At 64.2% G+C, this 26,221-nt stretch carries 28 protein-coding genes; 21 read left to right on the top strand and 7 right to left on the bottom strand.

The features are described 5' to 3' along the window. Positions 1-5 precede the first annotated feature (5 nt). Positions 6-245, bottom strand: a complete 240-nt coding sequence (locus EJ074_RS03895) for a hypothetical protein (protein ID WP_095808346.1) — start codon at positions 243-245, stop codon at positions 6-8. Between the two features lie 170 nt (positions 246-415). Between EJ074_RS03895 and EJ074_RS03900 the strand changes: the two genes are divergently transcribed. Beyond that, positions 416-1,594, top strand: a complete 1,179-nt coding sequence (locus EJ074_RS03900; RefSeq protein ID WP_129552785.1) for a zinc-dependent alcohol dehydrogenase — start codon at positions 416-418, stop codon at positions 1,592-1,594. 44 nt (positions 1,595-1,638) lie between these two features. On the opposite strand, the gene EJ074_RS03905 is transcribed toward EJ074_RS03900, so the two are convergent. Then, complete coding sequence (locus EJ074_RS03905; protein ID WP_095808348.1) at positions 1,639-1,911, bottom strand: hypothetical protein; 273 nt, start codon at positions 1,909-1,911, stop codon at positions 1,639-1,641. A 184-nt stretch (positions 1,912-2,095) separates the two neighbouring features. Here EJ074_RS03905 and EJ074_RS03910 point away from each other — a divergent pair, with 184 nt between their 5' ends. The 9 genes from EJ074_RS03910 to EJ074_RS03950 are packed head-to-tail and all read left to right on the top strand — an operon-like array spanning position 2,096 to position 11,313. Continuing rightward, positions 2,096-3,202: an SDR family NAD(P)-dependent oxidoreductase gene (locus EJ074_RS03910; RefSeq protein WP_095808349.1), complete on the top strand. Its 1,107-nt coding sequence runs from the start codon at positions 2,096-2,098 to the stop codon at positions 3,200-3,202. After that, on the top strand, positions 3,199-4,272 hold the full coding sequence (locus EJ074_RS03915) for an NAD-dependent epimerase/dehydratase family protein (RefSeq protein ID WP_095808350.1): 1,074 nt from the start codon (positions 3,199-3,201) through the stop codon (positions 4,270-4,272). Before EJ074_RS03910 ends, EJ074_RS03915 begins: the two co-directional genes overlap by 4 nt. Next, entirely contained in the window at positions 4,269-5,561 is a 1,293-nt protein-coding gene (locus EJ074_RS03920) for a TIGR04295 family B12-binding domain-containing radical SAM protein (RefSeq protein ID WP_095808351.1), read from the top strand. Before EJ074_RS03915 ends, EJ074_RS03920 begins: the two co-directional genes overlap by 4 nt. After that, the gene (locus tag EJ074_RS03925) at positions 5,546-6,646 is read left to right on the top strand and encodes a glycosyltransferase family 4 protein (protein ID WP_129552786.1); all 1,101 of its coding nucleotides are present in this window, start codon (positions 5,546-5,548) and stop codon (positions 6,644-6,646) included. The genes EJ074_RS03920 and EJ074_RS03925 overlap by 16 nt, the downstream gene beginning before the upstream one ends. A 2-nt stretch (positions 6,647-6,648) precedes the next feature. Beyond that, positions 6,649-7,779, top strand: a complete 1,131-nt coding sequence (locus EJ074_RS03930; protein ID WP_095808353.1) for a glycosyltransferase — start codon at positions 6,649-6,651, stop codon at positions 7,777-7,779. Continuing rightward, a complete protein-coding gene (locus EJ074_RS03935; protein WP_095808354.1) occupies positions 7,776-8,870 on the top strand; it encodes a glycosyltransferase in 1,095 nt (364 codons plus the stop codon). The genes EJ074_RS03930 and EJ074_RS03935 overlap by 4 nt, the downstream gene beginning before the upstream one ends. Beyond that, positions 8,867-9,976, top strand: a complete 1,110-nt coding sequence (locus tag EJ074_RS03940; protein WP_095808355.1) for a glycosyltransferase — start codon at positions 8,867-8,869, stop codon at positions 9,974-9,976. The genes EJ074_RS03935 and EJ074_RS03940 overlap by 4 nt, the downstream gene beginning before the upstream one ends. A 23-nt stretch (positions 9,977-9,999) precedes the next feature. Then, entirely contained in the window at positions 10,000-11,034 is a 1,035-nt protein-coding gene (locus EJ074_RS03945) for a UDP-glucuronic acid decarboxylase family protein (protein ID WP_095808412.1), read from the top strand. A gap of 60 nt (positions 11,035-11,094) precedes the next feature. Next, positions 11,095-11,313 (top strand): hypothetical protein, encoded by a 219-nt coding sequence (locus EJ074_RS03950; protein ID WP_245420543.1) that lies wholly within the window; start codon positions 11,095-11,097, stop codon positions 11,311-11,313. 15 nt (positions 11,314-11,328) lie between these two features. On the opposite strand, the gene EJ074_RS03955 is transcribed toward EJ074_RS03950, so the two are convergent. Next, the gene (locus EJ074_RS03955; RefSeq protein ID WP_245454791.1) at positions 11,329-13,116 is read right to left on the bottom strand and encodes a hypothetical protein; all 1,788 of its coding nucleotides are present in this window, start codon (positions 13,114-13,116) and stop codon (positions 11,329-11,331) included. Between the two features lie 107 nt (positions 13,117-13,223). On the opposite strand from EJ074_RS03955, the gene EJ074_RS03960 reads away from it, so the two are divergent. From EJ074_RS03960 to EJ074_RS30540, 11 genes are all read left to right on the top strand, one after another. Further along, positions 13,224-14,327, top strand: a complete 1,104-nt coding sequence (locus tag EJ074_RS03960; RefSeq protein WP_095808414.1) for an inositol-3-phosphate synthase — start codon at positions 13,224-13,226, stop codon at positions 14,325-14,327. Then, complete coding sequence (locus EJ074_RS03965; RefSeq protein ID WP_095808357.1) at positions 14,324-14,920, top strand: histidine phosphatase family protein; 597 nt, start codon at positions 14,324-14,326, stop codon at positions 14,918-14,920. Before EJ074_RS03960 ends, EJ074_RS03965 begins: the two co-directional genes overlap by 4 nt. Positions 14,921-14,932: 12 nt before the next feature. After that, entirely contained in the window at positions 14,933-16,033 is a 1,101-nt protein-coding gene (locus EJ074_RS03970; RefSeq protein ID WP_095808358.1) for a glycosyltransferase, read from the top strand. Further along, entirely contained in the window at positions 16,033-16,836 is an 804-nt protein-coding gene (locus EJ074_RS03975; RefSeq protein ID WP_095808359.1) for a sugar phosphate nucleotidyltransferase, read from the top strand. Before EJ074_RS03970 ends, EJ074_RS03975 begins: the two co-directional genes overlap by 1 nt. Positions 16,837-16,838: 2 nt before the next feature. Next, positions 16,839-17,600 carry a TIGR04290 family methyltransferase gene (locus EJ074_RS03980; RefSeq protein ID WP_129552787.1) on the top strand — a complete coding sequence of 254 codons (762 nt, stop codon included), beginning with the start codon at positions 16,839-16,841 and terminating at the stop codon, positions 17,598-17,600. Continuing rightward, positions 17,593-18,525, top strand: a complete 933-nt coding sequence (locus EJ074_RS03985; RefSeq protein WP_095808361.1) for a beta-xylosidase — start codon at positions 17,593-17,595, stop codon at positions 18,523-18,525. The genes EJ074_RS03980 and EJ074_RS03985 overlap by 8 nt, the downstream gene beginning before the upstream one ends. A gap of 31 nt (positions 18,526-18,556) precedes the next feature. Continuing rightward, entirely contained in the window at positions 18,557-19,621 is a 1,065-nt protein-coding gene (locus EJ074_RS03990) for a glycosyltransferase (RefSeq protein WP_095808362.1), read from the top strand. Beyond that, positions 19,618-20,613, top strand: a complete 996-nt coding sequence (locus EJ074_RS03995) for a GNAT family N-acetyltransferase (RefSeq protein WP_095808363.1) — start codon at positions 19,618-19,620, stop codon at positions 20,611-20,613. Before EJ074_RS03990 ends, EJ074_RS03995 begins: the two co-directional genes overlap by 4 nt. After that, positions 20,610-21,524, top strand: a complete 915-nt coding sequence (locus tag EJ074_RS04000; RefSeq protein WP_165349845.1) for a class I SAM-dependent methyltransferase — start codon at positions 20,610-20,612, stop codon at positions 21,522-21,524. Before EJ074_RS03995 ends, EJ074_RS04000 begins: the two co-directional genes overlap by 4 nt. Positions 21,525-21,589: 65 nt before the next feature. Next, entirely contained in the window at positions 21,590-21,808 is a 219-nt protein-coding gene (locus tag EJ074_RS04005; protein WP_095808364.1) for a hypothetical protein, read from the top strand. A 249-nt stretch (positions 21,809-22,057) separates the two neighbouring features. Then, the gene (locus EJ074_RS30540; RefSeq protein ID WP_280952468.1) at positions 22,058-22,186 is read left to right on the top strand and encodes a hypothetical protein; all 129 of its coding nucleotides are present in this window, start codon (positions 22,058-22,060) and stop codon (positions 22,184-22,186) included. A 21-nt stretch (positions 22,187-22,207) separates the two neighbouring features. Here EJ074_RS30540 and EJ074_RS04010 read toward each other — a convergent pair whose 3' ends face one another. The 4 genes from EJ074_RS04010 to EJ074_RS04025 all read right to left on the bottom strand — a co-directional run bounded on the left by EJ074_RS04010 (position 22,208) and on the right by EJ074_RS04025 (position 26,063). Further along, positions 22,208-22,774, bottom strand: a complete 567-nt coding sequence (locus EJ074_RS04010; protein WP_280952470.1) for a sigma-70 family RNA polymerase sigma factor — start codon at positions 22,772-22,774, stop codon at positions 22,208-22,210. Between the two features lie 252 nt (positions 22,775-23,026). Continuing rightward, complete coding sequence (locus tag EJ074_RS04015; protein ID WP_245420547.1) at positions 23,027-24,289, bottom strand: Nramp family divalent metal transporter; 1,263 nt, start codon at positions 24,287-24,289, stop codon at positions 23,027-23,029. A gap of 305 nt (positions 24,290-24,594) precedes the next feature. After that, complete coding sequence (locus EJ074_RS04020; RefSeq protein WP_095808367.1) at positions 24,595-25,260, bottom strand: acyl-homoserine-lactone synthase; 666 nt, start codon at positions 25,258-25,260, stop codon at positions 24,595-24,597. A gap of 83 nt (positions 25,261-25,343) precedes the next feature. Next, entirely contained in the window at positions 25,344-26,063 is a 720-nt protein-coding gene (locus EJ074_RS04025) for a LuxR family transcriptional regulator (protein WP_095808368.1), read from the bottom strand. Between the last annotated feature and the right edge of the window lie 158 nt (positions 26,064-26,221).

Consider the following 26,221-nt stretch of genomic DNA (forward strand, 5'->3'; position numbering starts at 1 on the left):
AGCTTTCATTCTTCGACGGGAGCATGTCCCGGTTCAGTCCCGGGCTCGTCATAGATGTGTTCGTGGACGATCCCGAGGATCTGCAATCTCACCGTCTCGCGCGCTTCCGGCTGGATGAACGGCATGAGAAGATCGACGGTCTCCTCCACCCGTCGCGGCAGATCGGCGCTCGGGTCGGTCAAGTAGCTGCCATGCGCATAGATATTCTCGGTCAGCTTCTTGTTGAGGTCGGAAAAGAGTCCCATGGCGCGTCACTCCATGCTGACGCCGGAACCGCCGGACCGGGAAATGGTTCCCGCGATGCATTCGCCATCCAGGGCAGGCGTTCCCGAATTTTCCTGAACGGAACATTCGGGTCTGCCGCATGTTCGGGCCCGCACCTGCGCATCAACTTCAATCCGTAGGAAACAGCCCGATGAAAGCGCTGACATGGCACGGCAAAGGCGACATACGCTGCGAGGAGGTCGCCGACCCGGCGATAGAGGACGACCGCGACATCATCATCAAGGTCACCTGCTGCGCCATCTGCGGCTCCGACCTGCATCTCATGGACGGCTATATGCCGACGATGATGTCCGGCGACGTGCTGGGACATGAGACCATGGGCGAAGTGGTCGAGGTGGGCCGCGCCCACAGCAAGTTCAGAAAAGGCGATCGCGTCGTCGTTCCATTCAACATCTCCTGCGGCGAATGCTGGTTCTGCCAGAACGGCCTGTTCTCGCTTTGCGACCGGTCCAATCCCAATTCCGAGCAGGCCGCCAAGGTCATGGGCCAGTCGCCGGCCGGACTGTTCGGTTACTCGCATCTGACTGGCGGCTATTGGGGCGGACAGGCAGAGTATCTGCGCGTGCCCTTCGCCGACGTCGGTCCGATCAAGGTGCCCGGCGGCATCGACGACGAGCAGGTGCTGTTCCTGTCCGACATCTTCCCGACCGGTTACATGGCGGCCGAGAACGCCAACATCCGCGATGGCGACACCGTTGCCATCTGGGGCTGCGGCCCGGTCGGGCAGTTCGCGATCCAGAGCGCGTGGATGCTGGGCGCCGGTCGCGTCATCGCCATCGACAAGGTGCCTGAGCGGCTTGCCATGGCGCGCGACCACGGCAGGGCCGAGACGCTCGATTTCAGCAGCTCGGACATCTATGACGATCTGATGGCCATGACCAACGGGCGTGGGCCGGACAGCTGCATCGACTGCGTCGGCACCGAAGCCGACGCCGGCGCGAGTTTCGATTCCATGCTGGATAAGGCGAAGGCGACCGTCTATCTCGGCACCGACAGGCCTCATGTCCTGCGTCAAGCGATCTACTGCTGCCGCAAGGGCGGCACCATCTCGGTGCCCGGCGTCTATATCGGCCTTATCGATCACATCCCGTTCGGCGCCGCGATGAACAAGGGGCTGACCTTCCGCATGGGACAGACCCATACGCAGCGCTATCTCGAACCGCTGCTGCACAAGGTGCAGAGCGGCGATATCGATCCGTCATTCGTGATCACTCACCGCGCCGGCCTCGAAGCCGGTCCCGAACTCTACAAGAAGTTCCGCGACAAAAAGGACGGCTGCATCAAGGTGGTGATGCGGCCAAACAGTTGAGGTTCGGCGCCCCGGCTGGAACTCGCCTGGCGCTGCTGACGGTCTCAGCCGTTCCGGCTGCGCTCGACGAACTTGTTGAAGCGGCTTTTCCCACCGCGGCCTGCCTCGTCCTGGTGAAGGAAGGCGAGATCGTTTTCGTCGAAGATCCGGAAGAACTCGTCCCACTCGATGGGGTCGAGCGCCTCTTCAGGCTCGCCGAAGTCTATGCGCAGGATACCGCCCTCGCCTTTGGTGCGAACGACCGCGGGGTGGCCATCCCTTTCCTCCACCCATTTGCGGATTTCGTCGTGATTGGTGGTCGTCTTCGCCTCCGACATGAATTTCCCTTTCTCGCCACTGGCCGATGAGCGGCCCTAACAGCGGGCAAAGGGCAATGTTCCCGAAGCAGGTCCAGGCCGAAGCCCTCTCTTTCGGGACCTTCAGGAACTTCATTGAAGGTAGGGAACAAAGCTTTTGCCCCGCAGTTCGGGGCGCCTATGCCAATTCCGCAAGGGAGTTCTCGTGAAACGCGTATTGGTTACGGGAGGCTGCGGCTTCATTGGCCGCCATGTCGCCCAGGAACTCGTCGAACATGGCTATGCAGTGCGCATCCTGGACGCGCTGCTGGAACAGGTGCATGGCGCCGATGCCGTCACCATGCCGGCCGGAACGGAACTGATCAAGGGCGACGTGCGCGATCGCTCCGCTATGGCCGAGGTTGTTTCGGATGCCGACGCCGTCATCCATCTGGCGGCGGAAGTCGGCGTCGGCCAGTCCATGTACGAGATCGCCCGCTATGTCGCCACCAATGATCTCGGCACCGCGACGCTTCTTGAGGCTCTGATCAAGAAGCCGGTCGAACGGATTGTCGTCGCCTCGTCGATGAGCATCTACGGCGAAGGTCTCTACCAGACGCCGGACGGGCGGCGCATCGACGATGCGCGCCGCAGACCGGCCGATATCAAGAACGGCCGCTGGGATCTTTTGTCGGATGCGGGCGAAACGCTGTCGCCGATCCCGACCGACGAGGAGAAGCGGGCCGACCTCGCTTCCATCTATGCGCTCACGAAATATGCGCAGGAGCGTGCCGTTCTGATCTTCGGCCAGGCGTATGGCGTCGACGCGGTGGCGTTGCGGCTGTTCAATGTCTTCGGCGCCGGTCAGGCGCTCGCCAATCCCTATACCGGCGTGCTTGCGAATTTCGCCTCACGCCTGGCCAACGGCAAGCCGCCGACGATCTTCGAAGATGGCAGGCAAAAGCGCGACTTCGTCCATGTGCGCGACGTCGCGCGCGCCTTCCGGCTGGCCCTGGAGCAGCGCCATGCAGCCGGCCACGCCATCAACATCGGCAGCGGACGCTCCTACACGATCAGCGAGGTCGCGCGGCTGCTTGCGGAAGCGATGGGCGTCCCGAAACGGCCGCCCGAAATTCTCGCCAAGGCTCGTTCCGGCGATATCCGCAACTGTTTCGCAGACATTGCCAAGGCGCGCGAACTGCTCGGCTTCGAGCCCAACCATCGGCTGGAGAACTCGCTCGACGAGTTCGTGGCCTGGGTTCGCAACACCGTCGCCATCGATCGCGGCGCCGACATGCGGCGGGAACTGGAAGAGCGGGGTCTGGTGTCATGAACCAGCAAAACCGCGAGCTTGGCAGGGGCCCGGTGGCGATCGTCGGCGGCAGCGGCTTCATCGGCTCGAACCTCGCCGACAGCCTGCTGTCGGATGGCGAGCCGGTGCTGGTCATCGACAATCTCAGCCGCCCGGGCGTCGAACAGAACCTGGAATGGCTGGCGCAAACACATGGCAGCCTCGTCAGCGTCGAAACCGTCGACATACGCGAGCCGGGCGCGCTGGTCACGGCACTGGCGCCCGCGAAGGCCGTCTTCCATCTGGCCGCGCAAACGGCGGTGACCACGAGCCTGGTCGACCCAGCGGAAGACCTCGACATCAATCTCAAAGGCACGTTCAACGTGCTCGAAGCTGCGCGCCGCATTGGTGTTCCCGTCGTCTTCGCCAGCACCAACAAGGTCTATGGCAGCTTGCCGCAGATCGCGGTGCGGGAAGCCGACGATCGCTACGAACCTCGCGACGAGGCCATCCGCCTCAATGGCGTGGACGAGACGATCGGCCTCGACTTCTGCACCCCCTATGGCTGTTCCAAGGGCGCGGCGGATCAGTATGTGCTCGACTACGCCAAGTCCTACGGCCTGCCGACGGCGGTGCTGCGCATGAGCTGCATATACGGGCCGCACCAGTTCGGCACCGAGGACCAGGGCTGGGTGGCGCATTTCCTGCTCAGCGCGCTCAGCGGCCGGCCCATCACCGTCTATGGCGACGGCAAGCAGGTGCGCGACATCCTGCATGTCTCCGATGCGGTTGCCGCCTATCGCGCCGTGCTGGCCGGGATCGAAGACCTCAAGGGCCAGGCGTTCAATCTGGGAGGCGGACCGCGTAACGCAGTCAGCCTGCGCGGGTTGCTGGCCGAGATTGCAACCGTCACCGATTGCGACGTCACGCTCCGCCATGAACCGGAGCGCACCGGCGACCAGCCCTTCTTCGTTGCCGATACCCGCAAGATCGAGGCCGCGCTCGGCTGGAAGGCGCAGGTGCCGTGGCGCAAGGGTGTCGTCGATCTCGCCGGCTGGCTGCTGCGGCACCGGCTGAAGCCACGCCCTGAAGCCGCGAGGTACGTCGCATGAGAGTGGCCCTGGTCAATCCCCACTGGACCTACGAGCACAGCATCTATTTCGGCTGCCGCCAGCCGCATCTGCCGCTGGAGCTGGGCTATGCCAAGGCCTTGCTGGAAGCAGCCGGGCACGACGTGCTGATGCTGGACGGGCAGTTGCAGGACCTCGACAACGCAACGCTTGCCGAGCGTGCGGCGGCGTTTGGCCCGGACATGACCGTCGTGACCACGGCGCCGACTTACCTTTTCTGGCGCTGCGCCCCGCCCGAACTGCGCGTGCCGGCGGAGTTCCTGGAAAGTCTAGCCGGACGCGGCGGCCGCACCGTCGCGGTCGGGCCGCACGCCTCGGCCACGCCGGCGCCCGCCTTGCGCAAGCTTGGAGTCGATGTCGTCGTGCGCGGCGAATGCGAGGAGGTGGTCGCCGAGCTTGCCGGGCAGAGCGACTGGAGCGCCGTTGCTCATACCGCGCGGCTCCTAGACGGCGAGCTGATAGCGACTGGCGGGGTGCATGCCAGCCGCTTTGTCGACCACCCGGCAGTCCACTGGCCGTCCGACTGGATCTCCGGTCATGCGCATCATCACCACCGTTTCGATTCCAACCAGCGGGGAGCCGGAGCGGAAGTGGAGGCGTCGCGCGGCTGCCCCTACAATTGCAGCTTCTGCGCCAAGATCGATTTTCGCGACGCCTACCGGCGCAGGAACCACGAGGCCGTGGTCGCCGAGATCGACGGCCTGATCGCGCAGGGCGTCGGCTACATCTATTTCATCGACGAGATCTTCCTGCCGCAGAAGGCCCTGCTTGAAGCGCTGATCGAGCGCGAGGTGCAGTTCGGCGTCCAGACGCGCATCGATCTGTGGAAACCGGAGCTGCTGGAGTTGCTGGGCGCGGCCGGCTGCGTGTCGATCGAAGCAGGCCTGGAGAGCCTGACCGTCGAGGGTCGCGAAATGCTGGCCAAGCGCTGTCGCCTCGGTACAGAGGAACTGGCCGCGCTGCTGGTCGACGCTCGCCGCCATGTTCCTTTCGTCCAGGCCAATCTGATCGGCGTGGTCGAGGACGATCCGGCGCTGGTGGACTATTGGCGCAAGCACCTGATCGATCACGGTGTCTGGGCTAACGAGCCGGTGCCGCTCTATCCCTATCCGAGCTCTCCGAGCTATCGCGAATTATGGGGCGAGCCGGACGACTTCGCCTGGGAGCGTGCGCACGAGCACTATCTCGCCTCGTTTCGGACCTTCAGCGACATCCAGGACCAGCGCCCGCATGCGCTTGCCGAGTTGGAGTCTTCATGCTGCAGCCATTGATCGATCGTCCCAAACGCATCCTGATGACCACCGATGCCGTGGGCGGGATCTGGCGCTATTCACTCGACCTGGCGCGTGAGCTGGCGAGCCAAGGCATCAGCATCGTGCTTGCCGGCCTGGGGCCGGAACCGTGCGAGGAGCAGGCCCGCGAGGCGCAGTCCTTCACCACGCTTGCATGGCTGAAGACCCCGCCGGACTGGATGACACATCGCGAGGACGATCTCGACCGGTTGCCTGGCGAATTGGGGCCGCTTGCGAGCGCCTACGCCGCCGATCTGGTCCATCTCAACGCTCCGGCGCAGGCCGCTGGGCTCGATCTGCCCTGCCCAGTCATCGCGGTCTCGCATTCCTGCGTGGTGACCTGGCTTCATGCGGTGCGCGGCAAAGCCGCGACCGGCGACTGGGGCTGGCAGAAGCGCCGCAACAGAGCGGGCTTCGATCGCGCCGACGCCGTGGTCGCTCCCAGCCGAAGCCACGCCGACATGCTGCAGGCCTGCTATGGACCGATTGCGCGGCTGAGCGTCGTCCACAACGGCGGCTTGCCCGGCCCGACGGCCGGGCACCGCGAGCCCTTCGTCTTTGCCGCGGCCCGCTGGTGGGACGAAGGCAAGAACGCTTTGGTGCTCGACGCGGCGGCCGCCCACTGCGACTGGCCGGTTTTTGCCGCCGGTCCGCTCAAAGGCCCTGATGGTCAGCGTGCGCATCTCGACAATTGCCTTTCGCTCGGCTCGATCGGTCATGCCGAAGTGCGCCGGCTGATGGGCCGGGCGGGCATTTTCGTGTCGCCGTCGCTTTATGAGCCTTTCGGGCTCGCCGCTTTGGAGGCTGCTTCGTCGGGGACGCCGCTGGTGCTTGCCGATATCGCGACCTACCGCGAGATCTGGGACGGCGCGGCCGTGTTCTACGACAAGCGCGATGCGCATGCGCTTGCCGGATGCATCGCCAGCCTCGCCGGAGACAAGGGCATGCGCCGCCGGTTCGGCCGGCGTGCCGCGCGACGGGCAGGCAAGCTCTCGCTGCGGGCCCAGGCGGCAACGATGCGCGAGATCTACGATCAGGCGGCACTGGCCGTCGCAGGACGCTGACCATGCATTTCCTATTCTATACCCACTCCGTCGTTTCCGACTGGAACCATGGCAACGCGCATTTCCAGCGGGGGATCATGCGTGAGCTCATCGCGCGCGGACATCATGCGTTCGCGCTGGAGCCGGCCGACGGGTGGAGCCGTTCCAACCTGCTGGCCGAGAAGGGATCCTTCGCCGTCGAGCGCTTCCGCAAGGATTTTCCCGAGCTGATGCCAGTGACCTATGACGGCGCGTTCGAACATGAGGCCTGGCTTGCCAAGGCCGACGTCGTGATCGTGCACGAATGGACCGATCCGGAGCTTGTCGCGCGCATCGGCCGGGCGCGAGCCAGTGGAGGCAATTTCACGCTTCTGTTCCACGACACGCATCACCGTGCCGTCTCCGCAACGCAATCGATCTCGGCGCTGAACCTCGACCATTACGACGGCGTCCTGGTCTTCGGCGAGGCTTTGCGGGAGAGCTATCTCCGGGCCGGCTGGGGCAAGCGGGCCTTCACCTGGCACGAGGCGGCGGACCACCGGCTGTTCGTGCCTTCACCCGATACCGATCGCGCCTCCGACCTGGTCTGGATCGGCAATTGGGGCGACGACGAGCGCAGCGCCGAAATCAGCGAGTTCCTGATCGGGCCGGCAAGCGAACCCGGCCTGTCCGGAACCGTTCACGGCGTACGCTACCCGCCCGAGGCGCTTGCCGCTCTCGCCAAAGCCGGCCTGCGCTACGAGGGCTGGATCGCCAATGCCGACGTCCCGCAAGCGTTCGCGCGGCATCGCGTAACGGTGCACATTCCGCGCCGGCCATACCGCGAAAGCCTGCCCGGCATTCCCACCATCCGCATGTTCGAGGCACTGGCCTGCGGCATTCCCCTCGTCTCCGCGCCCTGGTCGGACGTCGAAGGACTGTTCCGCGCGGGACAGGATTTCCTGTTCGCGCGCGACGGCGCCGAAATGCGTCGCCATCTTCGCGACCTGCTGCACGACCCAGAGCTTGCCGAGACGCTGGCCGCCTGCGGCCTCGAAACCGTGCTCGCAAGGCATACCTGCCGGCACCGCGCGGACGAACTGTTCGACATTCTCGCCGCATGCGGCAATCGCCAGGCACTTGATCGCGCACCGGCAAGGGAGGCCGCGGCATGAAAATCGCATTCTACGGATCAAGCCTGCTGTCCTCGTACTGGAACGGCGCCGCCACCTATTATCGAGGCCTGTTGAAAGCGCTTGCGCGGCGCGGCTACGATATCGTGTTCTTCGAGCCCGACGCTTTCGACCGACAGCGGCATCGCGACATCGAGGCGCCGGACTGGTGCACGGTCGTCGTCTACGAGGCGACGCCGCATGCGCTGATGCAGGTCGCGTCGCGGGCCGCGCAGGCCGATATCGTGGTTAAGGCGAGCGGCGTCGGTTTCGAGGACGAGGCGCTGTTGCGCGCCGTGCTCGACAATGCCCGCAGCGACGCGCTCACCGTGTTCTGGGACGTCGATGCGCCCGCAACGCTGGGCGAGTTGCGAAACGACGCCGACCACCCATTGCACGACGCGCTGAAACGGATCGGGCTTGTGCTGACCTATGGCGGTGGCGATCCCGTCGTATGGGAGTATCGGGCCCTGGGCGCGGCCGAATGCGTGCCGATCTACAATGCGCTCGATCCCGAGACGCATCATCCGGTCGCCACGAATCCGCGCTTTGCCTGCGACCTTGCCTTCCTCGGCAACCGCTTGCCGGACCGGGAGGCGCGGGTCGAAGCCTTCTTCCTGGAGCCCGCCCGCGCCTCGGCCGACCAGCGCTTCCTGCTCGGCGGCTCCGGCTGGGGAGACAAGCCGCTGCCGGCCAATGTCTCATGGCTTGGACATGTCGGCACGAGGGACCACAACGCCTTCAACGTCACGCCAAAGGCGGTGCTGAACATCAGCCGCGACAGCATGGCCGCCAATGGCTTCTCGCCGGCGACGCGGGTCTTCGAGGCGGCGGGCGCAGGCGCCTGCCTCATCACCGATGCCTGGCTCGGCGTCGAGCTGTTCCTGACCCCCGGCGAGGAGATCCTGATCGCCCGGGACGGCACGGATGTCGTCGAGATCATGCGCACCCTTTCGCCGCAGCGGGCGAAGGCGATCGGCGCTGCGGCGCTCCGGCGCGTTCTTGCCGATCACACCTACACGCTGAGAGCCGAGCTGGTGGACGTCATCTTCAAGTCGCATTTCGAACGCCCGACCGTGGAGGCTGCGGAATGACGAAGGCACTCGACATCGTTTTCCTCGGTCTTTCGCTGTCCTCCTCCTGGGGCAACGGGCACGCGACGACCTTTCGCGGACTGCTGAGAGGCCTGCATGAACTCGGTCACCGCATCACATTTCTCGAACGCGACGTGCCCTGGTATGCGCATCACCGCGACCTGCGCGATCCCGATTTCTGTACCTTGCGCTACTACGAGACCGTCGACGAGCTTCGCCGCAACCATCATCGAGAGCTGCAGCGCGCCGACGTGGTGGTCGTCGGCTCCTTCGTGCCCGAAGGCAAGGTGATCATCGACGAGCTCGCCTCGCTGTGCACGGGCCACTTCTGTTTCTACGACATCGACACGCCGGTCACCCTGGCCAGGATCGCCGAGGATGATTGCGACTATCTGGCCCGACGGCAGATTCCCTATTTCGACGTCTACTTCTCCTTCAGCGGCGGGCCGACGCTGGACCGCCTGAGATCGGAGTTCGGCGCGCAACGGGCCGAGCCGCTCTACTGTTCGGTCGATCCGGAACGCCATCACCGGATCGGAAGCCGGATCCAATGGGATCTCGGCTATCTCGGAACCTACAGCTCGGACAGGCAACCGGCGCTGGAAGCGCTGCTGCTCGAGCCGGCGCGACGGCTGCCCGAGCGACGCTTTGTCGTGGCCGGTTCGCAATATCCTGCCGATCTCGCCTGGCCGGACAATGTCGAACGCGTCGAACACCTGCCGCCCGCCGATCACGCCGCCTTCTACAGCCGGCAGCGCTACACGCTGAACCTCACGCGCGCGTCGATGATCGCTGCGGGCTGGTCGCCGAGCGTACGTCTCTTCGAGGCCGCGGCCTGCGGCACGCCGATCATCAGCGATCGCTGGGCGGGACTCGACAGCTTCTTCCCGGCCTCGGCGATCCAGACCGCCGCCAGTGCGGAACACGTGGTCCAGGCGCTGGTCGGGCAATCCGAGCGGGCCAGGCTCGGCATGGCCCGGCGCGCCCGCGAACTGGTGCTCGCAAGACATACCGGGGCCGCGCGGTCGCGCGAATTCATCTCGGCGCTGACGCGGCCTAACCAGACACATCAAGCGTTCGATCTGGATATCGAAAGCGCAGCATGACTGGCAGACAGGAGAACATAGAGATGCAGCGGTCAAGAAAGGCTCGACAGGCACGCACGGCGCTGGTCGCCGGCGGCGCCGGCTTCCTGGGTTCGCACCTGTGCGAGGCGCTGCTTGGTGAAGGCTATCGTGTGACCTGCGTCGACAATTTTCTCACCGGCCGAATGGAGAACATAGCTTCACTCGTCAGCCAGCCGCGCTTTCGGCTCATCGAGCAGGACATTTGCGCCCCGCTGGAACTCGGCGAGCCCGTCGAACGTGTCTTCAACCTGGCCTGCGCGGCCTCGCCGCCGCGCTACCAGGCCGACCCGGTTCACACGACGCGCACCTGCGTCATCGGAACGCTGAACCTGCTCGAGCTCGCCGCGAGCAACGGCGCCCGTTTCCTGCAGGCCTCGACGAGCGAAGTCTACGGCGATCCGGACCGGCATCCGCAGCGCGAAGACTATGTCGGCCATGTCAACTGCACTGGTCCGCGCGCCTGCTACGATGAGGGCAAGCGGACCGCTGAAACGCTTTGCTTCGACTATCTCAGGGCGCGCATGGCAGACGTCCGCGTCGCCCGCATCTTCAACACCTATGGTCCGAAGATGGATCCGGCCGACGGCCGCATCGTTTCCAATCTCGTCATGCAGGCGCTGGAGAAGCTGCCGCTGACGATTTTCGGCGACGGCCGGCAGACCCGCTCCTTCTGCTATGTCACCGACCTGGTGGATGGATTGCTGCGCCTGATGGATGTCGAACCCAATCCTCGCCAGCCGGTCAATCTTGGCAATCCCGGAGAGTTCACGATCCTCGAACTGGCCAGCCTGGTGCGCGAACTGACCGGCACGAGATCGGCGGTGAAGTTTCTGCCGCTGCCGCAGGACGATCCGCGCCGGCGCCGACCCGACATAGCCCGCGCCAAGGCGCTGCTTGGCTGGTCGCCCCAGGTACCGCTCAGGCAAGGATTGCTGCGCACGATCGCCTATTTCGCAGAACGCGACGACGGTGCGATGGAGCCCATCGCGGCGATCAACAAAGTGGGTGCGGGCAAAGTGCAGAATCTCCCGCTTTGAGAACACTGGACGCGCCATGCGTTCTTTCCGTCCCGGCGGAACAACCAACCGAGATTCTGGTTGGGCTTCACAACCGGCATGGAGGATGCAGCCGTGCAGCCGAAGCGATCAGCCAAGGACGTCGAGCAGATGGCAGCCATGGAGACCGCCGCCTTCCTGAGACGAGCCTCCATCACCTATCTCGAATGCTGCGTCAGCCTCATGATGACTCATCTCCAGCGCGAGGAAGTGGCCGCGATTTTGGAACAGGAAGCCGATATGCTGCGCAAGCTGGACTGAGCACCCTCGCCTCAGTCAAAGTCGCTCCAGGAAGCGAAGAAGCTCCGCTTCATAGCGCTTGACGAGGGCGGTCAGCCGGGTCTTTTCCTCGTCCGCCGCAGACCCTTCCGCCATCGTCCACAGCCCCAGCTGGAATGCGATGTAGCATGGCTCCAGGTAGTCGACCAAGCCGGGGTCGACGGGGCACGATGCTTCTGCCTCGACGCCTCGGACCAGCCGCATGAATTCGCTTTGAGACAGCTGGTATTCCACTCGGGCGCCGGCAATGTCCCAGGCGATGTCCTGGCAGCCGACAAGGTCGTGCGCGCGGCAGTGGTCGACCGTGTCCGTCTTCAAAAGAGTGCCGTCTGAACAGACCAGAAATTCCCAAGGATGCAGCCGTCCGTCGATCTCGACCCTTCGCTTTGACTCCGGCGTCGGCCGGTTGGCGAACCAGTCCCGCAAAGCGCTCGCCGGACCGCCCCCCAATGCCTCGGCGCAGTTGTGCAGCGCCATCCTTGCCAGCCCAGATGCCGACGCGCCGACCTCTTCGGATCTGAGATTGGCACAGCGCCAGCCGAGATAGCGACCAAGCCACTCGACCAGCCTGTCCCGGCTCACATCGGCCTGATCCAATCTGGCCGCGTCGATCCAGCGTTCTACCAGGAAGCCGTGGCAGAGACCGGCAATCGGCGGCCCGAAGCCCGCTTCATGGAGCGCTCCGGCCGTGCGCAGCTTGCGCCGCCCCGTCTCGCCGAGGCCAGCGAACTTGACCAACCAGCGCTCGCCACCCGCCGATGTGATGAACTTGCGCCGCTCGAAGCGGGCGAAGGACGGCGGCCACTGCTCGATTGGCTGAGGAAGATGCTTGCGCCATTCGCCACCGGAGATTTCGCGAAGTTGGATATCGGGCCTGCCGAGCAGACCTGCTGTCCATTGCCGCAGCGAGGGTGCTGCCTGCCCGTCGAAGGCGTGCTCGAAATCCGCGACGTGGCATCGGCAACGCGACCAGATATTGCGGATCTCTGGCGAAGCTTCTGCGCCCGGACCACCGCGATGGCTCGGGAACAGATGGATGCGATCAAGATCGACACCCTGCCCCGCCAACCATTGGACGACTGCACGGAAGGAGCTGCCGGAAAGGCCCGGGCCTTCGTCGACGATCGCGAATTTGGCTACCGAGTTGTCCCGCCAGCCGGCTATGAGGTCGGGACTGGCAGACACGCATCGGTCGAAGGGGTGCCCGATGGGGCGCAGGCTGACGGGCGGCGGCGCGCCAAGTGCGGCGGCGACCAGGGCGCCAAGTCCGAGACCAATGCTGCGGATGCCAATGACGCATGTGTCCGCATTGAGGCCGGACTGCTGTGCTGCGACGAGATAGGTTTCCGGGTAGAGTGCATAGAGCGCGTAGCCTTCGGCCGCGCCGGTCGCGATCTCGCCCACGCAGTCGAGACCGGCCAGCCTTTTTGTCAGGTCGGGGTCGAGCGCTTCGCGAACGGCAAAGCCGCCCTGCCAGGATCGCATCACTTCCTTGGCCAGCGCGACCAGGATCACTGCACCGCGCTGCTGGTCGGGTGAATTGATGTCGATGCCGCTGGCCTGGAATTGGGCATCCGCGAGACCCTGGATCAACTCCGAGACGGCGATGAACAGCTCCACCAGCGCCGCATGCCGTTCGATGCCGGGGTGCATGCGACCAATCTTTTCGAGCGCCTCGCAGGCTGCTTGCCTGAGCCGCCGCGCGTCGTGCGCCTGTTTGTGGTCGGCAAAGACGATCATGCCGCTCCTGCCTGGCTGTCTGGCCGCCAACGCAAAGCGCAGCATCTTTGATCCACGATCGGGCACCGTAATTTTTCCGCCTTCCAAGGAACATTCCGGGCTGCTTGCGGTTCGGCGACGAGGAACTTACCCCCAACAGCAGAGGCGGCTTCGTGACATCGAAGAAGGTTCGTATCGGCATCGTTGGCGTCGGCAATTGCGCATCCTCCCTTGTGCAAGGTCTCTCCTTCTACCGCAACGCGAAAAGCAACGAGCCTATCCCCGGGCTGATGCATGCCGACCTCGGTGGCTATCATGTCGATGCCATCGAAGTGGTCTGTGCCTTCGATGTCGCGAAGAGCAAGGTTGGGCGCGATGTGGCCGAAGCGATCTACAGCGCGCCCAACAACACCTTCCGCTTTGCCGATGCTGCCCCCACCGGAGCTCGCGTGGAGCGCGGCCCGACGCTCGACGGCATCGGCAAATATCTGCGCGACGAGATCGAAGAAGCGGACGAGCCGGTCGTCGACGTGACCGAGCGTCTTCGCGACAGCGGAGCCGAGGTGCTGGTGTCCTACCTGCCCGTCGGCTCGGAAGCGGCCACACACTTCTATGCCGAATGCGCGCTTCAGGCCGGATGCGCATTCGTCAACTGCATACCGGTCTTCATCGCTTCACGGGCGGAATGGCGCCGGCGTTTCGAGGAGCGTGGGCTTCCCCTTATTGGCGACGACATCAAGAGCCAGGTCGGCGCCACCATCGTGCACCGGCTGCTTGCCAATTTGTTCCGGGAGCGCGGCGTGCGCATCGACCGCACCTACCAGCTCAATTTCGGGGGCAACACCGACTTCCTCAACATGCTGGAGCGGGAGCGGCTGGAATCGAAGAAGATTTCCAAGACGCAGTCCGTCACCAGCCAGATCGACGTTCCGCTCGAAGCCGGCAACATCCATGTCGGCCCCAGCGATCACGTGCCTTGGCTGACCGATCGCAAATGGGCCTATATACGTGTCGAAGGCACGACATTCGGCGGCGTGCCGCTGAATGCCGAGCTCAAGCTGGAGGTCTGGGATTCGCCTAATTCGGCCGGCGTCGTGATCGATGCGGTGCGCTGCGCCAAGCTCGCTCTCGACCGGGGCATCGCCGGGGCGCTGACGGGACCTTGCAGCTACTTCATGAAGTCGCCGCCGGAGCAGTTCACCGACGCCGAAGCGCGTCTGCGCACGCTAGCCTTCATCGCCGGCAGGGACGAGCCGATGCTGGATGCCGCGGAATGACCACGACCTTCCTTCTCATCCGCCATGCGGCGCACGACAATGTCGGGAGCTATCTGGCAGGGCGCCTGCAAGGCATCAGACTCGGCCAGGCCGGGCAGGCGCAGGCTCTGCGTCTTGCCCGCCGCATGGCGCGGGAACCGATCTCTGCCATCCTGAGCAGTCCGCGTGAGCGGACCTTGGAAACCGCAAAGCCGATCGCCACAGCCTGCGACATCGAGAAGATCGGGATCTGCCAGGAACTGGACGAAATCGACTTCGGCGCCTGGTCCGGGAAGACATTCGAAGAGCTGAACGGAGACGCCCGCTGGCGCTTGTGGAACGACCAGCGCCAAAGCGCACGCACGCCGAGCGGCGAGACGATGCTGGCCGTGCAGGAACGGGTTGTCGGCCTGATGGACGAGACACGCCAAGACGCGCAGAACCAGGTCGTTGCGCTTGTCAGCCATGCCGACGTCATCAAGGCGGCGGTATGCAAGGTTCTCGGGCTGCAGCTGGGCGACTGCTTCCGCTTCGACATAGAGCCGGCCTCGCTCACCACCATCGTCAGCGGCGATTGGGGCTCGAAGCTCATCCGCCTGAACGAAGTCGCCTGACGGACGCTGCCGATGCGCATGGTCATTTTCGGTCTCACCGTCACGTCGTCATGGGGAAACGGGCATGCCACGCTCTGGCGCGGGCTGATCCGGGCGCTGGCGCCGCTGGGCTGGTCGATCAGCTTCTTCGAACGCGACACGCCTTACTACGCCGGCGCCAGGGATCTCGACCGGCTCGATGGCGGCGACCTGGTGCTCTATCCGGACTGGGAAGAGATACGCCGCGCCGCGGCCGTCGCAATCCGGCAGGCGGATGTGGTCATCATCACCTCCTACTGCCCGGACGCCGTCGAAGCATCGCGGCTTGCCCAGGAGAGCTGCCGCGGGCTGAAGGTGTTCTACGATCTCGATACACCGGTGACGCTGACGAGGATCGAGCAGGGCGAACACCCGGACTATTTCGGTCCGGAAGGCCTTCGCGACTTCGATCTGGTGCTGAGCTTCACCGGTGGTCCGGCGCTGGATGCGCTGAAGTCCATGCTGGGCGCGTGCCACGTCGTGCCGCTTTACGGCCATGTCGACCCTGACCGCCACCGGCCGGCACCGCCCAGGCAGGAATTTGCCGGCGACCTGTCGTACCTGGGGACCTATGCGGCGGATCGGCAGGCCGCTGTCGAAAAACTGCTGGTCGCGCCCGCAGCACGGATGCCTGATCGCCGCTTCATCATTGGCGGCGCGCAATATCCGCAGGAATTTCCGTGGGGCGACAACATCTTCTTCGTCAGGCATCTGCCGCCCGCTGACCATTCCGCCTTTTTCTGCTCGTCACGCCTGACGCTGAATGTCACGCGCGAGGCGATGGCGAGAAAGGGCTGGTGCCCCTCAGGCCGGCTGTTCGAGGCGGCGGCCTGCGGCGCGGCGATCATCTCCGACGACTGGCCGGGCCTGGACAGCTTCTTCGATCCGGGCAGGGAAATCCTTCTGGCGCATTCAACCGACGACGTTATCGCGGCGCTCGGCCTGTCGGACGGGGAGCTGGGCGCGCTGCGCCGCCATGCCCGCGAACGCGTCCTCGACGAACATACATCGGCCCGGCGCGCGTCAGAACTGGATCGGATCCTGGCCGATGCCGCCAGGACGCCGGCGGGCGAAGTCATGAAGGAAGCCGTCTGATGCTGGGTATTGTGCCTGCGGCGGGGCGCGGCAGCCGCATCCAACCGCTCGGCTTTTCCAAGGAATTGCTGCCGGTGGGCAGCCGGATGGACGGGCAGACGGAGCGCCCCTGCGCGGTCAGCGAATATCTGGTGCGGCGAATGGTGCGCAACGGCGTCGACAGGATCTGCTTCATCATCGGATCAGGCAAATCGGACATCCTCGAATACTACGCGGCCGGCTATGACGGCGCCGCCGCGATCTTCGTCGCGCAGCCCTCTCCGGTCGGCCTTTGCGACGCGATCTTCCGCGCTGCGCCGCTCGTCGCGCCGGACGAAACGGTCCTCATCGGCCTCCCGGACACGATCTGGTTTCCCGAGGACGGCTTTTGCCACCTGGCCGACGACCGGCTGTCCTTCCTCATGTTTCCGGTCGACCGCCCGGAGCTTTTCGATGCCGTGGTGGTCGATGATGACAGCCGTGTCGAGCAGATCCAGGTCAAGCAGCGCGACGCGGCGACGGACTGGGTCTGGGGCGCATTCAAGATGCCGGGCGGCATCTTTCACGAGCTCGCCGCCCTGTGGCGCGAGCGGGAGGGCCGCGACGAGTATTTCGGCACGCTGGTCAATGCCTATCTGGCTGCCGGCGGTGAAGCCTGGGGCGTGAAGGCAGGCACCGCCTATGTCGACGTCGGCACCTTCAACGGCTATCGGACCGCGCTCCGGCTGCTGGAAAACAACGAAGCGGCCGAAGTGGAAGGCACACCGGCCATCATGCCTCAGGGCCGCTCTCGGGTACCATCCTTTCCTGGCGAGGGAGGCTAGCCATGCTGCATTCCAATGCCGAAATACGCCGCCGCATCGACGCGCTCGGGCCGTGGTTCCACAACATGGAACTGGCCGGCGTTGAGACCGCTCCCGACCATTTCCTCGGCAATTATCCGCTGATCAAATGGCGCAAATTCGCGGATGCCATTCCGGCCGATCTGTCGGGCAAGTCCGTGCTGGATATCGGGTGCAATGCCGGCTTCTACTCGATCGAGATGAAGAAGCGCGGCGCCGATCGCGTGCTCGGCATCGACTTCGACGAGGGCTATCTGGCGCAGGCGCGTTTCGCCGCCGAGATCGCGGAATGCCAGATCGAATTCCGGCAGCTGTCGGTCTATGACGTCGGCGCGCTCGGCGAGAGCTTCGATATCGTGCTGTTCATGGGCGTGCTCTACCACCTGCGGCATCCGCTGCTGGCGCTGGACCTGGTCCGCGAGCACGTCGCGCGGGACCTGATGGTCTTTCAATCGATGCAGCGCGGCAGCGGCGACGTCCTCGCGCTCGAACAGGACTATCATTTCTGGATGCGGGAGCTGTTCGACCGGCCCGAGTTCCCCCGGCTGCATTTCATCGAGCATCGCTACGCAGACGATCCGACCAACTGGTGGATCCCCAATCGTGCCTGCACCGAGGCGATGTTGCGCAGCGCCGGCTTCGAGATCCTGCTTCACCCCGAAGACGAGGTCTATTTCTGCCGCGCGGCGGGCGAGCCTCAAGGGGGCGGCGCGGCATATCCATCGAAAGGACCGTCAGATGATTGAAGCGGCGATGATCTGGAACGAACCGAACAACAAGTCCCATTGGGACCCCGAGCTCGATCCCGACTGGAGCCGCTTCGCCCGGATGGCGACCCTGGCGGCCGAGGCGATCAGCTTGGAGAACCCGGCAATCACAAAAGTGCTCGGCGGCATCTCGCCGATCGATGCCGGATTCATCACGCGAATGAGGGAGTTCGGCGTGCTCGACCATGTCGATGCCGTGGCGGTGCACGGCTTCCCGCTCGACTGGAACCTCTGGCAGATCCACGAATGGCCGCAGAAGCTTGGCGAGATCGCGAGTGTGACCGAGCTGCCGATCTGGGTCAGTGAAGTCGGGGTCTCGACCTTCGGCGCCGAGGAGATCCAGGCCTGGGGCCTGCGCCGGACAGCCGAGCTGCTGCTTGCCATTGCACCGCGCGTGCAATGGTACAGCCTTTATGACCTGCCCAGCGCCTGGGAGGCGACGACGCGCCATCGCGAGGCGGAAGGTTCCTCCTACTACCGGCACTTCTACATGGGCCTGCTGCGTGAGGACGGCACGCCCAAGCCCGCTCTCGAGGAATTCGCCCGCCATGCCCCGGAGATGGGGCTGGTCCAGTGGTTCCATTTCGAGGATCACCGCCTGGACGATGCCGTCGCCTGGATGAAGCGGCTGGGGGTCACCAACCTGCGCACCGGGCTTTCCTGGGCCGACAGCTTCCGGCCGAACGCGCTCGATTGGTTCGACCGACAGATGGAGGCGCTCGCCGATTTCGACGTTACCGTCACCTTCTGCTTCACGCCCGAGCATCGAGGCGTTCAGCCGCATCACACCAGTCCGCCACAAGTTCCCGAGGAGTTCGCCGAGTTCTGTGCGGCCATGATCCGTCGCTACGCGCCGAGCATAAATGCTGCCGCGATGCCGGTGCGGCAGATCTCGGCGGCATGAGGTTCCAAGAGGAGTTTAGGCTCGACCGCCCATGACCCTCACGGTGCTCAACGTCGCCTACCCTCTCGCGCCCGTCGGGCCCGATGCGGTCGGCGGCGCCGAGCAGGTGCTGTCGATGCTGGACCGCGCACTGGTGCAGCAAGGCCATCGGTCGATCGTGGTCGCCTGCGAAGGGTCCCGGGCTGCCGGCATTTTGGTGGAAACACGCGCCGAAGCGGGGGCGCTCGACGAGGCGGCAAAGAAGCGGGCACAGCAAGCGCATCGCGCGGCCATCGCCGCCGCTCGCTCGCAGTGGCCGATCGACGTGGTGCACCTGCACGGCATCGACTTCGATACCTATCTGCCGGACGACGGCCCGACACTGGTGACGCTGCACCTGCCGCTTGGCTGGTATCCGCCTGAGGTGCTGGCGCGGTCGCGCGACGATCTATGGCTGCACGCAGTCTCCGAGGCGCAGCAGAGGACCGCGCCGCCCGGGTCCAGGCTGATAAAGCCCATTCCCAATGGCGTCGACATCGAGGCCCTGAGCCACCCGCGCTCGCGGCGCAATTTCGCGCTCGTTCTGAGCCGCATCTGTCCCGAGAAAGGCATCCATCTGGCGCTCGATGCCGCCAGGCTTGCCGCGATGCCTTTGGCGATCGGCGGTCAGCTCTACGCTTATGAGACACATGTCCGGTATTTCACCGACGAGATCAGGCCTTGCCTCGGCAGGCGACGCCGCTTCCTCGGGCCCCTCGGTTTGTCTGCCAAGCGACGCCTGCTCAATGCCGCGCGCTGCCTGGTGATCCCAAGCCTCGCGGCGGAAACCAGCTCGCTGGTCGCCATGGAAGCGCTGGCCTGCGGCACGCCGGTCGTCGCCTTTCCCAATGGCGCGCTGCCCGACGTCGTCGAACACGGCAAGACCGGCTTTCTCGTCGACGACGTCGATCAGATGGCGAAAGCCATGGTTGCTTGCGCGGAGCTGGACCATGACACATGCCGGGCCGAGGCGCGCCGCCGCTTCTCGCTCGAACGCATGGTTTCGGCCTATATGGATGCCTATCGCAAACTGGCGCAGCTCGGCGCCCATCATACGTGGCAGGGAGCCGCCCGGTGAGCGGGCTTTGTGCCGAGATCATTCGCGAACAAGATGCGCTCGAAGGCCTTGAAGCGCCTTGGTGGCGGCTGTGGTCGCAATGCATCTCCGCGACGCCTTTCCAATCTCCAGCCTGGCTGCTGCCCTGGTGGCAGGCCTTTATGCCGGGCGATCTCGCGGTTGTTGCGGTGTGGAGCGGAACGGACCTTGTCGGGTTGGCGCCGCTCTACCTCGAGCGACACGCCTCGGGGTCGCGCCTGCTGCCGATCGGAATCTCGCTGAGCGACTATCTCGACATCCTGTGCATGCCCGGACAAGCGGCGGCGGTGAACGCTGCCATCGCCGGCGCAGTGCTCCGGCTCGAATGGTCGTCATGGATCCTGCCGGACCTTCCGCCAGAAGCCGCTTGCTCGAGCCTTGCGCTGCCGGATGCCGTGGAGAGCCTATCCGCAAGCCACGCCGCGTGTCCGGTGCTCCCGCTTACGTGTGACGAGACGCTTGCAAGCCTGGTCCCGGCGCGGCGCAGGCGCCAGTTGCGTCGCGCATGGAGAGCCGCGCAACGAAGAGGATCAGTAATCATCAGACGCTGCGAGACCGATCCGGAGACATTCCTCGATCATCTGATCCGTCTGCACGGCTCCCGCTGGGCCGGACAAGGCGGCGGCGTGCTGGCGGACCCTTGTGCGGTGAAGTTCCATCGGACTGCCCTTCCTCGACTCGCCGCCAATGGCCTAGCGCGCTGCTGGCTGATGGAAATCGGCGAGGCTGTCGTCGGCGCCTATTATGGCTTCCATCATCGCGGCCGCGCCTATGCCTATCTCGGCGGGTTCGATCCCGGCTACGCGGAGGAAAGCCCCGGCGCTATCCTGATCGGCGAGGCAATTGCAGAAGCCGTTCACGAGGGCGCTCGTGAGTTCGATTTCCTGCGCGGGCGAGAGAGCTACAAATATGGCTGGGGTGCCGTCGACCGCTGGACGCAGCAACGGGTCTGGACCCGGAGCGCACCGTCGTGAGCGCAGCAACGCAAGAGCCGAAGGCCGCAAGGCGCGTCCTCGAGGAATGCATGTCAGATGGCGTCTGCGCCGAAGTTGCACTCGCCAGGCTGGCAGCCTGCGTCGAGCCGGAGATCGGGGCGGCAGAACTGGCGAAGATCGCGATGGAGCTGCGCTCAAGCCAGTTCGGGTGGAGGAACTGGCTCGAGGACATCGCGGCGTTGCTCGCGACCAAGCCCGATGTCTTCGACCAACTCCGCGCGACGGCGGCCTCGGTATGCCATGAGCGCCCGGATGGCGAGACGGCTGCCATGACCATCGAACGGCTGGCCAGCGGCTTCGACCGGGCGGCCGCCATCTCTGCGCCCGCCAGCGTGCAACTGTCGTCGCTTGGCGATGAGGAAAAACTCTGCGCGGCTACAGCCGAGATCTGCTCCTGGCTGGAACAGCAAGGCTTCGGCGGCACAGGCAAGGCAATTCTGGACATCGGTTGCGGGATCGGCCGGTTCGAAGCCGCGCTTCACGCCAAGGTGGGGCACATTGTCGGCACCGACATTTCCTCCAACATGATCGCCATCGCGCGACAGCGATGCGCCGGCCTTGCCACTGTGGAGCTTCGCCGGGCCTCCGGCTTCGGCCTCGACGATTTCGCCGACGAAAGCTTCGATGGCGTGCTGGCGGTCGACAGCTTCCCCTATCTGGTGCTCGCCGGTGTAGCCGAGCGGCATTTCGGCGAGATCGCGCGGGTGCTGCGGCGAGGCGGAATGGCCGCAATCCTCAACTATTCCTATCGGGAAGCAGGCGCCCGAGACCGCTGCGATGTTCGCTCCTTGGCCGATGCGCACCGCCTGGACGTCCTCATCGCCGGCGAGAAGCCGTTCAGCCTTTGGGACGGCGCCGCCTTTCTTGTGCGTCGGGGCTGCGGAACATAACGGAGGAAGAGAAGTTCGGACCCCAGGACCAGGTTAGCGGCGAAAGCGAACCACAGGAGAAGGCGATGGCGTCCGGCGGCAAGAAGCACATGGGGCGCGGCAGCCAAGGCAAGGGTTCCGGCAGCGGAGCGAAGACCAACCTTCCCAAGGACATGGTTGGTGAAAACGACGTCCTGTCGAACCGGGACAAGAAGCAGCACTCCGAGCAACGCGGCCTCGACGGCAACCGGACCAAGTCCGATCAGTATCAGGATCATGCAGCCAACCGGTTGCCCGAGGAGTAGGCTCGGTCGGCTGATCGAGCCTCGGCGCTTGCGCGCGACGGATCTCGCAAACCGGGAGCTTCGGGCAGCGGAATTGGCACTGGAGAACAATCCTGTGCAGAGCCGAAATCGGATCGGCCCTGCGGCTGGAACCGCCTTGCAAACTGCGTCCGTCTATGGTCTCAGTGAATTTGAAGAGACCTCATTTGTTAAGAGAAAGCGATGTCTCGCGCGAGCCACGGCGATCTCGGCCCTCAGGCGAGCCTGGGCATGGACCAGGAGATTGCCTCACTGTTGTCCGCCATTGAGCAGGAAAAGGTTCCTGATCGCCTCACCAAGCTCGCGATCCAATTGCAGAACGCGTTGATCGAAAAGCGCAGGCGCGAGACGACAAACTGACCCCCGACAAAACGTCACTTGTCAACGTCGCCTGGCAGCCTCCAAATCCCAATGATCCTCCGATAGATATTGGCGCCTTTCGACCAAGGTTTGCGGCGAGCTCTCGCCGAGGAATTCCAGAACACCCGCACGCGCGCGGTTGAGCCGGCTTTTCACAGTGCCGACCGCGCAGCCGCAAATCTCCGCCGTTTCCTCATAACTGACGCCCAGGACGCCGATCAGCATCAGCACTTCGCGCTGGTGCGAGGGAAGCTTCTGGATGGCCCGGTGGACTTCCCTGCTCTGTACCGACCAATCTTGGGACGCTTCCGAAATCGGCCGGCTGGAAGCGCAGTCGAGCAGGCCGGGCGCCTCCCTGGCCGCTGCCTTGATACGTGTATAATGGGTGTTGCGCATGATGGTGAAAAGCCATGACTTCATGCGCGTTCCCGGCTCGAACTTGTCCAGATTAGCAAGCCCCTTGGTCAGCGTTTCCTGAACCAGGTCATCGGCATCGTCCGGCATCCGGCAAAAGGTCCGCGCGAAAGCTCGTAACGCAGGGATGAGATCGACGATGGATATTCCCTCTGCCTCGCGGCTCCGCGTCACATGATCTCCGGGTATCAATGTTCTGGCCCCAGGAATGGTGGTTGATAATCGCAGATTAGGCAGAATGCGTGAGGATAAGGATCGTTCCTGTCTGATTGCACCTCGATCGAACTTGTGATCGGCCGCAACAAAACGGCTCCAGGAACTCAGAAATTCCTGAAATCGCCTCGCGCTCGGACGGAGCCACGAGACACGGTTTAAATCCTTGTTTCGATGTCGTTCTCGCGCACCAACACTGCTGGGCGGCATGCGTCAGATGAACCAGGTTGCCACAAGGCCGATTGAGGCTGCAAAGATCGCAGCCGTTGTCACGCCGCCGAGGAGATTGGTGACGCGGCTGTTGGTCTTGTCGCCCATGATCCTGCGGTTGTTGGTCATCAGCAGGATCAAGAGCAGCAGCGGCGGGGTGGAAAAGCCCTGCACGATTCCGGACCAGACCAGGGCTCGCATGGGATTGAAGCCGAGAAAGTTGAGTCCGACCGCAATGAGTGTGAAGGCTGCGGTCGCCAGGTAGAAACCCGGCGCTTCGCGCGGTTTGGCGCTCATGCCGTGCTTCCAGCCCAGGGCCTGCGCGAGATCGAAGGCTGCGCCGGTCGTCATGACCGGCACCGCCAGGAAGCCCACGCCGATCACGCCCGCGGCAAAGACGATGCCGGCGGCCTCGCCCGCAAGGGGGCGCAGCGCCTCGGCCGCCTGCGCAGCGGTGTCGATCTCGGTATGGCCGGCTTGGTGCAGCGTCGAGCCTGTCGACAGGATGATGAAATACATGATGAGGTTGGAGAACGTCATTCCGATCAGGATGTCATGGCGCGAGCGCCGCAATTCCGCATGGGTCGCGCCCTGGCGTTGTTGAAGAGTGGTTCTTCCTTTCGCGATCTCCTCTTCCACCTCCTGGTTGGATTGCCAGGTGTAGAGATAGGCGGACAGGGTCGTGCCGATGATGGCAACGAGGATCGACAGGTATTCGCGGCTGAACTCGATCTTCGGCAGAAAGGTGCCGAGCAGAACGGGCATCAGCTCCGGCTTGGCAAGAACGGCCGAGACCACATAGGCCAGCAGCGCCAGCGCCAGCACCCTGAATACGTTCCTCAGAAGCTCGTAGGAGCCGAAAACCTGCATCGCGAAGATGAAGGCGGCGACGAAGACGACAATCAGCGACGCCGGCAAAGGCACAAAGAGGTTGATCGCCGCCGACATGGCTCCGAGATCCGCGGCCGCCTCGATCGTGTTGCCGATCAGGACGCCGACCAGAACCGACCACAGCAGCCACCGCGGATAGAAATCGGCGATCACCTGGAACAGACCACGTCCCGAAACCTGACCGAGCTTCGACGACAGGTAGACGACGGTGTACATCATCGGCAGCGTGACGGGCGCGGTCCACAGCAATTCGGGCCCGAACCTCGCTCCGGCGCTGGCATAGGTTCCGATTGCCGAGCAATCGTCGTCGGCGGCGCCTGCGATCAACGCCAGACCGACGGACCGACCGATACTCCTGCCCTCTCGCTTGTCCACGCTGCCGTCCATAACAACAAGCCTGCCGGCAGCAGAGACACGGGTCGACCGATGCTCGATGGGCGGTGAGCCCGCCTGCCAATGCAAGGCCGAACAGCGCGGCGAGCGGATTGTTCCGTGAAGTTTGTTCGGCTTCGACCAGCGTCGAAGCTGCATCGTCAGGTCACAAGTTGGCAGACGTTGGCGGTGGCACTTGACGGCACGTGAGCATAGGCGGGTCCGCGCGACCGCGGCTTGCGAAGCTATTCACGCCAATCGTCAGAGCCGCTCCGGGCGATGAGACATGGGATGCCAGACCAGACGGCTCAGGCTGCCGAGACTTTCAACTGCGGAACGACCCGATCGCGAATGAACGGCACCTGCCTACCCCGCTTCACAAGCAGCGAGTGACCGATCCCGAGTATCTTGCGCACGCTCGCCAGCGCCGCTTCGTTCACCTCGATGTAGGCGACGATGTACCATTCGCCGTTTTCTTCCCTGGCCATGCCCAGCGGTTCGGCGTGCCATTTGAGCGCGCTGTGGTGGGGCATGAAGTAGGTTTCCTGGACGCCGCCGACGGCGCCCAGGCCCTCGTCGAGCGCGTATTCCATCACCGCGCAGCAGAGCTGTGTCAGCGTGCCACGCAGCCCGGTCGCGCGCTTGTCGGGAACGACGAAGGTGCGGGTCCATTCGGCCCAGTCGGGGCGCCGCGGGACGCCCGACTTCTCACACATATGAGGAAAAACCTCCGAGACCATGTGCGGCTCGCTCGTTGGGATTAGTCGAGCCGAGGTCACGACGCGCCCGTCTTCGATACCGAGCAAATAGGTTGCTGCATCCGTATCGAATTGGTCTAGTTCACGACCATCTGGGCTCGGAGGGCGCCAATGTTTCTGATGCACGAAAAAATCGTGCCGGCGGCGCAAAAACTCGTCGAATTCCTTTTCGTAGAGATGCTTGTTATGCGCATTGACGACATGAGCCGCAATCATCGCACGATCCCCCGATCGATCTTTGGGGGATGATTGCAGCGATGCTAAAATCGGTCACCTGTCCGATCGGACAGTTGACGTATTCAGGGGTGAATCAGGCGCCGGCGCACGGCCTCGACGACCGCCTGCGTAGTGGTGGCGACGCCGAAAGCCTCGCGGGCCCGCGCTGCGTGCCATTTGACCGTGCGCTCGGTGAGGCCGAGGATTTGCGAGGTCTCGGACGAGGTCTTGCCGGCGGCAGCCCACAGCAGCACCTCTCTTTCCCGATCGGTGAGCGGGCTCTCGCCATCTTCGTCATGGGAAAGAGCCTGGATGGTCATGCCGGCATATACTGCCATCGTCACCAACTGCCCCTGCTCGCGCTGCGACAGCTTGCAGGACTTGGCTGAAGAGGCGAACGACAGCACCGATTGCCAGTGATGGACGCTCAGCATCGGCACGGCAAAGCCGCTCCAGATGCCGAACTCGGTCGCCTCGCCCGCAACCCGCCGCGAGGCTTCCGTGTCGGACCACTTACCCGGAACTTCCGACCAGAGGAACGGCTTCAGCGTCTTTGCCGAATAGATACACACGCCATCCACGGCGGCGTGCTCGGCCTCAACATAACGTTCGAACCAGCCTGCGGGCCAGCCATTCAATTCCACCATCGGGGCGAGCTTCTGCCCGCCCAGAGGGACGCCGCTCAAGATGAGATGTTCGAATCCAAGATTTCTTACTGTCTCGAGCAGATCGCTCAAGAGCGGCCCTGTAGCCGTGTGCTTCCTGCATCGCTCAACGAAGTCGAATACGTCTGAATCGATCATGCCAGAGACCCCAACTCCCGCACGGCCGTTTATAACTCATTTTAGGCAAGTCCAATATGAAAAAGCCCGGGTCATATGAGCGCAATGCGCAGCCAGGCAGTATTTCCGAAGCCGCCTGTCAAACCATCATATTAGCAATAAACGATGTGTTAATATGT

It is taken from the genome of Mesorhizobium sp. M3A.F.Ca.ET.080.04.2.1, from assembly GCF_003952525.1.
Lineage (GTDB): Bacteria > Pseudomonadota > Alphaproteobacteria > Rhizobiales > Rhizobiaceae > Mesorhizobium.